At 72.7% G+C, this 12,455-nt stretch carries 12 protein-coding genes; 2 read left to right on the top strand and 10 right to left on the bottom strand.

What is annotated here, in order from left to right:
- Positions 1-2: 2 nt before the first annotated feature.
- Positions 3-1,043 carry a phosphotransferase gene (locus FXF50_RS00060; RefSeq protein WP_148425139.1) on the bottom strand — a complete coding sequence of 347 codons (1,041 nt, stop codon included), beginning with the start codon at positions 1,041-1,043 and terminating at the stop codon, positions 3-5.
- Between the two features lie 399 nt (positions 1,044-1,442).
- Here FXF50_RS00060 and FXF50_RS00055 point away from each other — a divergent pair, with 399 nt between their 5' ends.
- Complete coding sequence (locus FXF50_RS00055) at positions 1,443-1,991, top strand: DUF1062 domain-containing protein (RefSeq protein ID WP_148425138.1); 549 nt, start codon at positions 1,443-1,445, stop codon at positions 1,989-1,991.
- A 59-nt stretch (positions 1,992-2,050) separates the two neighbouring features.
- On the opposite strand, the gene FXF50_RS00050 is transcribed toward FXF50_RS00055, so the two are convergent.
- The 9 genes from FXF50_RS00050 to FXF50_RS00010 form a co-directional block, all read right to left on the bottom strand.
- On the bottom strand, positions 2,051-2,383 hold the full coding sequence (locus FXF50_RS00050) for a TfoX/Sxy family protein (protein ID WP_148425137.1): 333 nt from the start codon (positions 2,381-2,383) through the stop codon (positions 2,051-2,053).
- A 64-nt stretch (positions 2,384-2,447) separates the two neighbouring features.
- The gene (locus tag FXF50_RS00045) at positions 2,448-3,242 is read right to left on the bottom strand and encodes a hypothetical protein (RefSeq protein ID WP_148425136.1); all 795 of its coding nucleotides are present in this window, start codon (positions 3,240-3,242) and stop codon (positions 2,448-2,450) included.
- Between the two features lie 58 nt (positions 3,243-3,300).
- Positions 3,301-3,894 (bottom strand): NTP transferase domain-containing protein, encoded by a 594-nt coding sequence (locus FXF50_RS00040; protein WP_148425135.1) that lies wholly within the window; start codon positions 3,892-3,894, stop codon positions 3,301-3,303.
- Between the two features lie 143 nt (positions 3,895-4,037).
- A complete protein-coding gene (locus FXF50_RS00035) occupies positions 4,038-5,711 on the bottom strand; it encodes a bifunctional 3'-5' exonuclease/DNA polymerase (RefSeq protein ID WP_370464065.1) in 1,674 nt (557 codons plus the stop codon).
- Positions 5,712-5,774: 63 nt separating this feature from the next.
- Positions 5,775-6,749 carry a carbohydrate ABC transporter permease gene (locus FXF50_RS00030; protein ID WP_148425133.1) on the bottom strand — a complete coding sequence of 325 codons (975 nt, stop codon included), beginning with the start codon at positions 6,747-6,749 and terminating at the stop codon, positions 5,775-5,777.
- Positions 6,750-6,762: 13 nt separating this feature from the next.
- Positions 6,763-7,704 (bottom strand): carbohydrate ABC transporter permease, encoded by a 942-nt coding sequence (locus tag FXF50_RS00025; RefSeq protein WP_148425132.1) that lies wholly within the window; start codon positions 7,702-7,704, stop codon positions 6,763-6,765.
- Positions 7,705-7,726: 22 nt separating this feature from the next.
- A complete protein-coding gene (gene ngcE / locus FXF50_RS00020) occupies positions 7,727-9,139 on the bottom strand; it encodes an N-acetylglucosamine/diacetylchitobiose ABC transporter substrate-binding protein (RefSeq protein WP_148425131.1) in 1,413 nt (470 codons plus the stop codon).
- A gap of 25 nt (positions 9,140-9,164) precedes the next feature.
- Positions 9,165-9,914 (bottom strand): SIS domain-containing protein, encoded by a 750-nt coding sequence (locus FXF50_RS00015; RefSeq protein WP_148425130.1) that lies wholly within the window; start codon positions 9,912-9,914, stop codon positions 9,165-9,167.
- Positions 9,911-10,873 (bottom strand): MurR/RpiR family transcriptional regulator, encoded by a 963-nt coding sequence (locus tag FXF50_RS00010; protein ID WP_148425129.1) that lies wholly within the window; start codon positions 10,871-10,873, stop codon positions 9,911-9,913. Before FXF50_RS00010 ends, FXF50_RS00015 begins: the two co-directional genes overlap by 4 nt.
- 152 nt (positions 10,874-11,025) lie before the next feature.
- Here FXF50_RS00010 and FXF50_RS00005 point away from each other — a divergent pair, with 152 nt between their 5' ends.
- Positions 11,026-12,012 carry an N-acetylglucosamine kinase gene (locus FXF50_RS00005; RefSeq protein WP_148425128.1) on the top strand — a complete coding sequence of 329 codons (987 nt, stop codon included), beginning with the start codon at positions 11,026-11,028 and terminating at the stop codon, positions 12,010-12,012.
- Positions 12,013-12,455: the final 443 nt, after the last annotated feature.

Below are 12,455 nucleotides of genomic sequence, written 5' to 3'. Positions count from 1 at the left end.
GGTCAGGGAAGCGACTCCTCCGCCCAGCGGGCGAGCAGTTCCAGCACCGGACGACGGCCGGCGAACATCGCCGCCTCGTCGCGCCGGTCGTAGGTCTGGCCGGTGGCGCCGCCGGCCCGGTTGAGCATCACCGGCGCGAGCCAGAAGTACTTGGCCGCGCCGGTGAGCCGGAACGCACGGGCCACCAGCACCGGATCGACCGCCCCTTGCAGCCCCTCGACGTAGCCGGCGAGCACCGCGTCGGCGACCTCGGGCAGGAGCGCGACGTCGACCAGACCGTCGAAGAAGGTGTCCAGTACGAGGTTCGCGGCGTCCTCACCGATCGGCCCCGGCCCGACGAAGGACCAGTCCAGCAGGACCGGGCCGCCGTCGCTCAGCACCAGGTTCGTCGGCCAGACGTCGTGATGGCAGAGGGTACGCGGAAGCCGGTCCGTGGCCGCCAGCAGTTCCCGCCGGCGCTCCCAGAGCCGGCGCAGCGCGGCCCGCAGCGGTGTGGGCCAGGCCGCCACGGCGGCGGGATGGTCCCAGGGCACCGGCTCGGTCACCGGCCGGCTCAGCGTGTAGTCGCGCAGCCAGTCCCGGGCCAGCCAGTCGTAGCGGGACAGCTCGCCGGTCCGGCCCCGCCAGTCGGCGTGCGCGGCGCCCAGCCGGCGGGCCAGCTCGGCGAAGTCGCCCACCGTGCCGGCCGTTCCCGGCCGCCCGTCGACCTCGGCCAGCCACAGCGCGACCGTGCCGTCCGGCCGTTCCTCGACCGCGAGCACGGCCGGCCCGGCCAGGCCGGCGCTCGCCCAGGCGGTGCTGGCCAGCCCGCTGCGGTACGCCTCAACCTCGCGCCGCCAGTAGTTCCAGTGTCCCGGCTCGGCGCTCGCCGCCCAGTGCGCCGGGCCGGCGGCGCCGCCGGGGGGCGTGATCAGCTTGAGCACCGCCGGCCGTCCGTCCCGGCGGGTCCGCCAGATGCCGCCGGTCACCCCGTTGAGCGGGTTGTGGGTCAACCTGTCCGCCGGCACGTCGGCGGGGACGAGGTCGAGCGGAGGACGGGTCATCGCGCGCAGCCTACCGGCCGGTGACGGCTGTCGTCGGACCGCGCGCGCTTCAGCCGCCATGGCCTCCCACTGGCCCGGGCCGCTTCACCGGCCTACCCCGGTCTGGCAGGACGGCTGATCGAGGATCCGGCTCCGGAGTCGGGCGGATGCCGTTACGGGAAGCGGCAGCAGCCAGGGACCGGCGAGGAGGTCGGACAGACCATGGCTGCGAGGCGCCGGAAAACCGGTGGAACGGCGCCGTTGTGCGTCGATACCGTGCTGCCGGGCCAGATCGTCCAGGCGAAGGACGTGCCGTTGTACACCCTGTGAGACCTCCCGAGCGCTGATTCGTCGCGCGTCGCGCAGTTTGCGCCGCGCTTCCTTTTGCTGCGGACTTCTCACTGAGATCGGTGTATTTCTGTGCTCATCAATTGGGTGGTCGTACCCACCTGCCTGCCGCTCGTCGTTCGCCGTTGCCACACGTGCGCGTCCGACCGCTTCCGGGCGAGCGGCAAATTCCGCGTCAACGCCAACCACAAGCTCCTCGACGCCTGGCTCCTCGTGCTCTGCACCGGGTGCGGGGACACCGCCAAACTCACGCTCCTGGAGCGCACGAATGTCCGCTCCATACGGCCCGACCTGCTGGACCGGCTGCACGACAACGACCCGGGCCTGACGGCCGAACTGCTCCAGGATCCGGTCGTGCAGCGCCGCAATCGCATCGCCCTCGACTGGGACGGCGCCTGGCGCCTCGACACCGGCGGAGGGGATCACCTGGACGCCGAGGTGATCGACGTGGCGGTCCGCTTCGCGGCGCGGATTCCCGTCCGGCCGGTGCGACTGATCGCCGAAGGGTGCGGGCTCTCGCGGGCGGAGGTCGAGAGGCTGATCGCGGAGGGAAAGGTCGTTTCGGCGGTCCGGCTGACCGGCCGGCTCTCCGGCGACTTCACCTTCACGCTCAAGCGCTGATCCCTCGTCGGGACCAGGGCCTGTCCGGCGGATCCGCCGGGCAGGCCCTGGGCGCCGCCCTACTTCGCCGGCAGGGTTCCGGCGTAGCCGACGCCGCGGTCAACCCACCGGGCCAGATCGGCGTCGTCCGCGCAGGCCGAGGGCTCCACCGTGATCCAGCCCCGCATGGGCCGCCCCCGCATCACCGTCGCCTGCGCTCCGGGCTCCGCCTCCAGCCGCTCGGACTCGGCCGGGTCGACGCGGACCATGAGCCCGCCGGCGCCGCGGACGACCACCGCCATGTTGCCCTTCACCATCATCGCCAAGCCGCCGAACATGCGCTTCTCGTCGAACCCGGCCTCGCGCCCGACCAGTTCCCGGACCCGGTCCGCGAGGTCCTCGTCATACGCCATACCCGCATCCTGGCACCCGGCTACGACACGGCGAAGCAGCGGCGACGAGCGGCTTCGCCGACGGTCACGGCCTGGGCAGGTCGGCGCACAGCTTCGTCGGGAACGCCGGCTCCACGGTGCGGACCCGGCCGCAGCCGGCCTCCGTCGAACTGGTGATCGTGGCCCAGCCGCGCTCGCCGGCCCAGCGCAGGAAATAGCGGCGTACGTTGACCGTCGGCTCGCAGCCCGGCCTCGCCTCGACGCCGCAGGGCACCGGATCGAACGGCACCGTCATGACCAGCCAGGTGCCGTCGCAGCCCTCGGGCGAGCCGACGGAGTGGCGGGACACGTCCATGCCCCGGACGGCGACGCTGATCCAGGCCGGGTCGCAGTGGTCCGCGGGCATCGGGTCACAGCCGAACGTCGGATCGCAGCGGTGGTACTGCGCGCCGTCGCGCTTCCACGGCTCCTGGTTGAGCACGACGAGGCGGCCGGCGATCGGCGCCGGCGCGGTCAGCCGCACCTCGCCCGGCGTGTGGGTCGGGCAGGCGCCGACCACACCCGACAGGCGCGAGTCCTGCACCACGTTGGCGTAGATGCGGTTGTTCTCCTCGACGAAGTAGGTGATCCGAGGATTCCGCGAGCATCCGTCGGCGTCGGCGAGCAGCGCCACGGTCAGCACCAGCGAGCGCGGGTCGTCGCTGAGGCGTACCGCCGTCACGTCGGCCTGGTAGGTGCCCCAGGTGGCGCCCTCGGTGGGGTCGCCCGACGGGGGTCCGCCGCTCGGCGCGGGCCCGTCGCCCGGCGCGGGCCCGTGGCCGGGCGCGGCGCAGCTCAGGAGCGCGGCCAGGCACAGCAGGGCGATGGCGAGTCGACGCATGGGTGCGAGTCTGGCCGCGCCGCCGGCCCGCCGCATCCGTACGGGTACTCAGTCCACCTCAGACGCCGACGCGCTGCTCCGGGATGCTGAGGCCGTAGAGGGCCATGAGTTCCGGGCTGTCGATCCGGCTGCCGTCGGCCACCGAGTCGCAGGCGATGTCGACGATCTGGTCCTTGTGCGCCAGCAGGTAGGGCCGGGCGCCGACGTCGGCGCTGGCCAGGGTCGCGATGCCGGACCAGTGCCGCCGGCCGAAGAGCATCGGGTAGCCGCGCAGCCCGTCGTAGGTGGCGCAGGCCAGCACGTCCGGGTACGGCAGGGCGGCGACGCGGCGGACCGCCACGGCGGTGAGCCCAGGCATGTCCACCGGCACCACGACCACGGCCTCGATGGTCTCGTCGGTCAGCGCGGCCAGCCCGGCCCGGATCGAGGAGCCGACCCCGGTCCCCCAGGCTCGGTTGACCACCACGGTGGCCCCGCTCAGGTCGGTCGTCTGCCGCACCTGCTCGGCCGCCGCGCCCAGCACGACCACGACCTCCACGCAGCCCGCCTCGGCCATCGTGTCGATCATCTGGCTCACCAGGGGCTTTCCGCCCTGGCACAGCAGCGCTTCAGGTCCACCGATCCGGCGGCCCCCACCAGCGGCGATGATCATTCCTGCGATCCGGTTCAGCGGTGCCCCCTCGACCTGGGGGACAGACCGGAGGCAGCAGCGCCCGGTCCGTCCCGTCGTACGCACACCGGGCCCAACGAGCGCGCCGGGGGGCGGGTAGCGGGGCAAAACGGAAAATTGCGCGGCTATGCCGCGTCGGCGTAGCAGTCCACCACCGACAGGTCGAGCGGGAAACGGACCGGCGTCTCGCCGAACAGCAGCCGGGTGGCCCGCTCCCCGGCCTCGGTGACCGCCGCGGCGACCGACTCGGCCGCCTCGGCCGGGCAGTGCACGATCACCTCGTCGTGCTGGAAGAAGACCAGCTCGGCCGCGCTGCCGGCCAGCTCGGTGCGGAGCGTGGCCAGCAGCGTGGAGGCCCACTCGGCGGCGGTGGCCTGGATGACGAAGTTGCGGGTGAACCGCCCCCGCGACCGGGCCGCCCGGGCGCGGGGGCTCTGCGGATCCGCCCCGGCGTCCACCACCGCGTCGTCGCCGTCGCCGAAGCCGACCGACCCCGGCGGGCAGGTACGCCCCAGCCACGACCGCACCAGCCCGCCCGCCTCGCCGGTGCGGGCGGCCGCCTCGACGTGGCCGAACGCGGTCGGGTAGTTCTTCCTGAGCACCGCCAGGGCGGGCACCGCGGCGCCACCGGTCTGCCCGTACATGGCGCCCAGCAGGGCCACCTTGGCCCGGGCCCGGTCACCGGCGAAGGCGTCCCGGGCCAGCGCCGCGTAGAGGTCACCGGCGCCACCGGCGGCGGCCAGCCGCTCGTCGCCGGACACCGCGGCGAGCACCCGTGGTTCGAGCTGACCCGCGTCGGCCACCACGAAGGTCCAGCCCTGGTCGGCCACCACGGCCCGCCGGATCACCTTCGGGATCTGCAAGGCCCCGCCGCCCCGGGTGGCCCACCGGCCGGAGACCACGCCGCCCGGCACGTACTCCGGGTGGAAGCGGCCGCCGGAGACCCAGGAGTCCCGCCAGGCCCAGCCGTGCGCCGTCCAGATCCGGTAGAGCTCCTTGTATTCCAGGACCAGCGGCACCGCCGGATGCTCCACCCCGCGCAGCACCCACGCCCGGGTGTTGGGCAGCTCCACGCCGGCGCGGGCGAACGCCTTGAGCAGCTCGGCCGGGGAGTCGGCGTGCAGCTGGCGGACGCCGAACGCCTCGGCGATCCGGGCGGCCAGCTCGGCCAGCCGGCGGGGCGGCCCGCCGACCGGGGACGCCTCGCCGAGCAGGTCGGCCAGGATGGCGTCGTGCACGTCGGCGCGCCAGGGCAGCCCGGCCGCGCCCATCTCGGCGGCGATCAGCGCGCCGGCCGACTCGGCGGCCACCAGCAGCCGGAACCGGCCGGGGTGTTCCGTCCGCGCGATCCGGGCGAGCTGGTCCGCGTACACCCGGGTCAACGCCGCGATGCCCGGACCGGGCGGGCCGGACGGCGCGTCGAAGAGCGCGTCCTGGCCGTGGCCGGGCGGCTCCGGCGGGCGCGGCGCCGGGTCCGGCGGGACCGGCGCCCCGGTGAGCCGGGCCCAGGCCGCCGCGAAGGAACGCGGCTCGCCCCAGCGGCCGGCGTGGCCGAGCAGCAGCGCCTCGGTCAGCTCGACGTCGTGGCACCGGTCGAGCCGGACGCCGGCGCGCAGCAGCGCCGGGTAGAGGGTGGCGCCGCTGGCCCACACCCAGCGGGGGCGGTCGGTGGCCTCCCGGGCGGCCACCGCGGCGGCCAGGTCGGCCACCGGCTCGGCCGGGCCGGCCGGGCGGCCGGCCGGGTCGAGGGGTTGCAGCACTCCCCCGCCCCGCTCGTCGGACTCCACCGCCACCAGCACGGACGCGATTCTGCCCGGTCCCTCCGACAGATGCCGGAGGGACCGGGCAGCGGATGGCGGGCGTTACTTGCCGACGCCGGCCGTGAGGCCGGACTGCACCTGGCGCTGGAAGACGACGTACACGATCAGCACCGGCAGCATCGCCATGGTGACCCCGGCGAAGAGGCCGGACCAGTCGGACTTGTAGCCCTGGTTGACCGACAGCTCGATCAGACCCTGGGCGATCACCTGGTTCTTCGGCTCACCGGCGACCGGCTGCATGAGCAGGGTCGGCAGGTACCACTGGTTCCACTGGCCGAGCACGTTGAAGATGCCGATGCTGATCAGGCCGGGCTTGGCCATCGGCAGCATGACGCTGAAGAACGCCCGGCTGTGCGAGGCGCCGTCGACCATCGCCGCCTCGATGATCGAGTGCGGCAGCGTCCGGAAGAACGAGTGCATGAAGAAGACGGTGAACGACAGCGACCAGGCCACGTAGACCAGGATCAGCATGGCGTGCTTGTTCGGCCCGATCACCGGGCTGAGGAACTGCCCGACGACCGGGTACGTGCTGACGTTGTAGACGCCCTTGAACAGCGGCACCGCGGCGAGATAGACCGGCAGGGTCAGCCCGGACAGGAACATCCAGTAGATCAGCCGGTTGCCCCGGAACTCGTAGCGGGCCAGCGCGTACGCCGCCATCGAGCCCAGCAGCATCGTCAGCGTCACGCTGAAGACGAGCACGAGCAGCGTGTCCAGGAAGAAGCTGTCGATCCCGGCCGTCCAGGCCCGGGCGAAGTTGTCCCACTGCAGCGACTTGGGGAACAGCGACAGCGGCTGGCGGATGACCTCCGAGTCGGTCTTGAGCGCGGACATCACCACCCAGAGCAGCGGGTAGATCACCATGATCGCCCAGACCACGAGGAACAGGTGCGAGAAGCCGTTGAAGATCCGGCCGCCGATGCCGCTGCCGGCGGCTTCCGCCCGTCGGCCGGTCGGCCGCCCCGGGGGCGCGACGTCGGGTCGCTTCTGGCCGGAGGTGTGGGTCACCGTGCTCATCGTCCAGGCCTCCTCAGAACTCGATCCGGTCACGGCGGGTGATCCTCAGCTGGACGGCGGCCAGCAGGATGGTGAAGATGGCCAGCGCCACAGCGATCGCGCAGGCGTAGCCGAACTGGCCCTTCTGGAACGCGTTGAACTGGATCACCGAGGCGAAGATCTCGCTGGCGTGGTTCGGGCCGCCCTGGCTGGGCGTCATGACGAAGACCAGGGCGTACATGTCCAGGGCGATGAAGCCCAGGTAGACCCACGCGACCGAGATGGTGTCCCGGAGCAGTGGCAGGGTGACCCGGAAGAACGTGTGGAACCGGCCCGCCCCGTCGAGGATCGCCGCCTCGTAGATGTCCTTCGGGATGGACTGCATGGCCGCGGAGAAGAGCACCATGTAGAAGCCGGCGCCGCTCCACACCGCGATGAGCAGCAGCCACCAGAGCACCGCGGGGATGCCGAGGAACGGCTCCGGGTCGGCGGTGAAGGCAATCGGGTTGTCCGCGTCGACCAGCCCGATCTTGATGAGCAGGCCGTTGATCAGGCCCTGCTGGTCGCTGCGGTAGATCTGCTGCCACATGACGGCGATGACCACCAGCGACAGCACCTGCGGGAAGAAGAAGATGACCTTGTAGAGGGCGGAGCCGAAGACTCCGCGGATGCCGGCCCTGTCCTCGCGTCCGCCCACGTTGAGCAGGAACGCGAGGAACAGGGCCAGCGCGATGGTGAACAGCGGCACGGTGACCAGGAAGAAGACGTTGTGCCAGAACGCCTTCCGGATCAGCTCGTCGGAGAGCAGCCGGACGTAGTTGTCCAGCCCGACGAAGCGCTGGGAATCCGAGTATCCGCCCCAGTCGGTCAGCGAGTATCCCGCCGCCTGCGCGAACGGCCACACCACGTAGAACAGGTACAGCGCGACGGGCAGGGCCAGGAAGCCCGTGACGAAACGCGCGACTCCGTGCCGCATTGGACTCACTCTCTCCGTCGGATCAGGCGGTGCGGGTCTGCTTCTTGATCGACGAGTCCTTGGCGACCTTGTCGGCGGCCGCCTGCATCTTGTCGACGAACTGCTGCGCGGTGAGCCGGCCGGCCATCAGCTCCTCGGAGAGGTTCTGGCTCTCCTTGTCCAGGTCGGCGTAGAAGTCCTGGAACTTGACCGAGATGAGCTCGCTGCCGCCGTTCTTCATGAGGCTGTTGGCGCTGGCGAGCGCGGAGTCCTGCACGTTGTCGCCGGAGCCCTTGGTGGAGGCCAGCGACTTGGTCAGCTCGGCGAACTTGGCCGAACCCGCCTTGGACAGGATCGCCCGCAGGAACTCCTTCGCGGCCTCCTTGTTGGGGGCCTTGCTCGGCACGACGAAGCCCTCACCGGACGCGGCGAACACGTCCTTCGGGGCCTTGTCGTCGGCGTTGTGCCAGTAGTCGGACAGGGTCAGCTCGAAGCCCGGCGGGATGGTGGCCGACATCTCGTTCTTCAGCCACGTGCCGACCTGGATGAACGCCGCCTTGCCGTCGAGCCACGCCTGCTGCGACTGGGTGTGGTCGAGCTTGCCCGGCAGGAGCAGCTTGTCCTTGACCAGCTTCTCCCACGGCTCCAGCGCCTTGAGCACGCCGTCGGCCTTCCAGGCGTTCTCCTTCAGGTTGTCGATGTCGACGACGACCTGCTTGCCGGCGGTCTTCCAGATGCTCGCCATGAGCGCCCAGCGCGGGTAGTAGCCGTGCACGGCGTCGTGCACGTACGGCGCCATGCCCTTGGCCTTGATCTTCGGGGCCAGCGCGAAGAACTCGTCCCAGGTGGTCGGCGCCTGCCAACCCTCCTTCTTGAACAGCGCCGCGTTGTACCAGTTGCCCCACACCGTGTACGCCACGTTGACGACGTAGAACTTGCCGTTCTGGGTGCCGTCGCCGACCGTGCCCGGCAGCAGGGAGTCGGCGACGGTGCCCTCGCTGTCCCACGCGGGCGCGGTGAGCAGGTCGTCGAGCGGCTCGATGGCGCCCTCGTTGATCAGCGTGCTGCGGTCCATCATGTCGGCGCCCGAGTTCATGACCAGGTCACTCGGCTGCGTCGCCATCTTCGGCTGCTCTTCGGTCTTGATCTTCTGCGTCGACGACATGTTGACCGTGACGTTCGGGTGCTTGGCGCTGAAGATGACCTTGTCTTCCTTGGCCCACTGGTCGCCCAGGCCGCCGTTGAAGATGACCACCTTGACGGCGCTGCCGTCCTTCACACCGAACGGGTTGTCCTTGCTCTTGGCCGCGCCGCCGGTGTCCTTCTTCTCCGGCTCGCTGCCGGCGCAGGCGCTGAGCAGGCCCATCGCCGGGGTGGCGAGGAGGCCGGCCGCGGCGGCCCGCTGGAGCAGGGCCCGGCGGCTGAGGTCGCCGATGTTCTCGGGGGTAACCGACATCTTTGTCTCTCCTTGTGGTGTCGGGTCAGGCGGTCCGCCGGAGGCGCCCGGCGTACCGCGACTCGAGGGCGAGGTTGTGCTCGTCCCCACCGGGGACGTTGGCGGAGAGGTAGATAGGGGGTACCTCCCCGGCCTGGTGGAACCGTCGTACGACCTCGGCGGTCAGCAGCTGCGCCAGGAGCGCCGCCGTGACCGACGAGACCGCACAGACCGCGCCGCCGCCCTCGAGCGGCAGCAGTGCGTCGCCGTACGGCGCGCCGTTGTCCAGCACGACGTCGGCGAGGTCGGCGAGCCGGTGGCCGGACGGGTGCCGCGGGGCGACCCGTGCGGTGTGCTCGACCGAGGTGACCGCGATCAAGGGATGGCCCTGCTCCCGGACCAGCATCGCCAGCTCGACCACCGAGCCGTTGATGCCGGACTGGGAGGCGACCACGAACACGTCCTCCGGCTGCGGCGCCGCCAGGGCGTAGAGCTGGTGCGCCACGGCCGGGTCGCGTTCCAGCTTGGGGTCGGCGAGCACGTCGCGGGGCGCGTCGCCGTGCAGCACGAGGTCGTGCAGGGAGAGTCGGTTCGTGGGGACCAGGCCGCCGGCACGGGCCACCAGCTCGGCGGCGAACGCCTCGGAGTGGCCGGCGCCGAACGCCTGGAGCACCCCGCCGGCGCGCAGCCCGCCGGCGATCACGTCGGCCGCCCGATCGACCGCCTCCGCCTGGGTGTCGACCAGCCGGTCGAGCACCGGGCGGACGGCGTCCGCGTACCGCTGGGCACTGATCATGAGGTGGCCCCCTTCTCGGCCTTGTGCCCGTCGACGGCCTGGGCGGTACGCCGGAAGGCCGCGTGGGCGCGGTCGTGGGTGCGCTGTGCCACCGCGATGTAGAGCAGGTCGAGCACGACGAGCTGGGGGTGCCGCGCGGAGAGCGCGTCGGGCCGGAACGTGGTGGCCTGGCTGGCCGTGACCAGCACGATGTCGGCCAGCTCCGCCAGCGGCGAGCGCGGGAACCCGGTCAGCGCGACCGTGGTGGCGCCCCGGCTGCCCGCCTCGGCGAGCATCTCGATGGTCTCCCGGGTCTGCCCGGTGTGCGAGATGCCGAGCGCGACGTCGCCGACGCCGAGCAGCGCGGCGCTGGCCAGCCCCTCGTGGACGTCGCTCCAGGCCCAGGCGGCCACCCCGATGCGGTGCAGGCTGAACTGCATCTCCTCGCCGACCAGCGCGCTGCCGCTGGCGCCGAAGATGTTCACCCGGCTGGCCCCGGCGATGGCCACCGCGGCCCGCTCCACCTCTCCGAGGTCGAGCAGCGCGGCCGTGTCGTGCATGGCCCGGGTGTCGGCGGCCATGATCTGGTCGAGCACCCGGGACAGCGGGTCGCTGGGCTGGATCTCCCGGCCGATGTCGACCGTCCAGCCCGCCGAGCGCGCCCGGCCGGTTTCCGCGGCGATGCCGAGCCGCAGGTCGGCGTAGCCCTCGAAGCCCATGGCCCGGCAGAACCGGGTGATGGTCGCGGGTGAGGTGCCGCTTCGCTCAGCCAGCTCGACGATGGTGGCCCGGGCCGCCGCCTCCGGGTCGCTGAGCACGTGCTCGGCAACGCGGCGCAACGCCCCCGTCAGCTCCCCCGCCCCGGCCCGGACCCTGGCCAGCACCCCGTCGGAGGAGACGGTCACCGCACCCCGCCGGTCGACCGCGTCGGCGTCGACCACCGCGGTCCCCGCGGGGGTGTCCACCTCGTGATCAACCATGGGACGCCTTTCGGAAAAGAGTGTTAACTGTTGTGGTAAAAGTTCTTACTGACGGCCCCTCCGTGTCAAGACCATGGGCGAAGTTTTCAAACTGTTACCTGGCGCACAGCCGGGATCTTGCGCCCGGAAGCGCGGCCGACCAGCATGAAGGGATGTCGGACACCGTCGTGGTCGGCCTCGACGTCGGGGGTACGTCCACCCGCGCCGCCGCCCTCAGCCTCGACGGGGCACGCCTCGGCGCCGGCCGTGCCGGCGGGGGCAACCCGACCAGCCACGGCGCCGAACGCGCCGCCGCCGAACTCCTCGCCGCGCTGCGCGCCGCCCTCGCCCACATCGACCCCACCCGGGTCCGCGCCGGCGTCATCGGGCTGGCCGGGGCCGGCCGGCTCCTCGCCGACCCGCAGGGCCGGGCCGCCTTCGACCACGCCTGGGCCGACGCCGGCCTGCGCTGCCCGTACGCGGTGCACGGCGACGCCCTCGTCGCCTACGCCTCGGGCACGGCGGCCCCGGACGGCACCGTGCTCATCGCCGGCACCGGCGCGATCGCCGCCCAGGTACGCGACCTGCGCCTCGACCGCACCGCCGACGGTCACGGCTGGCTGCTCGGCGACGCCGGCTCCGGCTTCTGGCTCGGCCGCGAGGCGGTCCGCCGGCTGCTCACCGACCTGGACCGGGCCGACCCGCCCGGCGACCTGGCCCGACGGGTGCTCACCGACCTCACCGGCGCCACCGAGCTGGCCGCCCGGCCCCGCGCCACCGCCGAGGCCGTCGTGCAGGCGGTGACCCGCCGACCGCCGGTGGAACTGGCCCGGCTCGCGCCAATCGTGGTGGCGGCGGCCCGCGACGGCGAGCCGACCGGCGCGGCCCTGGTCGCGGAGGCGGCCGCGCTGCTGGCCGAGAGCGTCTCCCGGATCCGGCCGCCCGGCGCGACCGACCCGGTGGTGCTCGGCGGCGGCCTGCTCACCGGCGACACCCCCCTCGCCGCCGCGGTCCGCGCCGAACTCGCCCGCCGGTGGCCGGACGCCCCACTGTGCGGCGCCGGCGACGGGGCCGCCGCGGCCGCCTGGCTCGCCGCCCGCGACCTGCCCGAGGTCGCCGACCCGACGGCCCTGCACGCCCTGCTCGTCCCGGCGAGCTGACCCATCCGCAACTGCCTTCGGCGCACGACCCCGATGCCGGCCGTGGCGGCGACGAGGAAGGGCTGCGCGGGCCGGCCACCGCACTCTCGTCATTGCCGAGCACGGTGCGCGCAGAGGCACGTGCCGGTCGGCCGGCCCCTGCTGTGCGCATGGCACCTTGATGTCGAAGGTGACTCACCGCAGGCCCCAGGCAGCGGCGCCCGGCCGAGGCCAGGCGGCCCCGCGTCGTCAGGCCAGGCGAATCACCCACGTCATCAAGTTCCTAGTGGGTCCTGAGTGATGCCGGACGCTGCCACGGACGCCACGAATCGATTCCCCGAGGTGATCAGGATCGGTCAATGACGCTGGCCGGACCCGACGACCCCCGGGCTGGCGCGCTGGGCGGGGAGCCGGAACGAAGTGGCGGGCCGGGCGGCACCCCCGCCCCCCGCCCCCCCCCGCCG

Source organism: Micromonospora sp. AP08 (genome assembly GCF_008085935.1).
GTDB classification, from domain to species: Bacteria; Actinomycetota; Actinomycetes; order Mycobacteriales; family Micromonosporaceae; genus Micromonospora; species Micromonospora chersina.
Note: the sequence above shows the minus strand (reverse complement) of the source record. Positions and strands in the feature narration are given on the sequence as shown.

Bases quoted from the DNA above. Each gene is read 5' to 3' on its own strand.
- FXF50_RS00030 (WP_148425133.1), bottom strand. From the start codon at position 6,749: ATGAGCACGGTGACCCACACCTCCGGCCAGAAGCGACCCGACGTCGCG.
- FXF50_RS00010 (WP_148425129.1), bottom strand. From the start codon at position 10,873: ATGGTTGATCACGAGGTGGACACCCCCGCGGGGACCGCGGTGGTCGAC.
- FXF50_RS00005 (WP_148425128.1), top strand. From the start codon at position 11,026: ATGTCGGACACCGTCGTGGTCGGCCTCGACGTCGGGGGTACGTCCACC.
- FXF50_RS00045 (WP_148425136.1), bottom strand. From the start codon at position 3,242: ATGCGTCGACTCGCCATCGCCCTGCTGTGCCTGGCCGCGCTCCTGAGC.
- FXF50_RS00025 (WP_148425132.1), bottom strand. From the start codon at position 7,704: ATGCGGCACGGAGTCGCGCGTTTCGTCACGGGCTTCCTGGCCCTGCCC.
- ngcE (WP_148425131.1), bottom strand. From the start codon at position 9,139: ATGTCGGTTACCCCCGAGAACATCGGCGACCTCAGCCGCCGGGCCCTG.
- FXF50_RS00060 (WP_148425139.1), bottom strand. From the start codon at position 1,043: ATGACCCGTCCTCCGCTCGACCTCGTCCCCGCCGACGTGCCGGCGGAC.
- FXF50_RS00050 (WP_148425137.1), bottom strand. From the start codon at position 2,383: ATGGCGTATGACGAGGACCTCGCGGACCGGGTCCGGGAACTGGTCGGG.
- FXF50_RS00015 (WP_148425130.1), bottom strand. From the start codon at position 9,914: ATGATCAGTGCCCAGCGGTACGCGGACGCCGTCCGCCCGGTGCTCGAC.
- FXF50_RS00040 (WP_148425135.1), bottom strand. From the start codon at position 3,894: ATGATCATCGCCGCTGGTGGGGGCCGCCGGATCGGTGGACCTGAAGCG.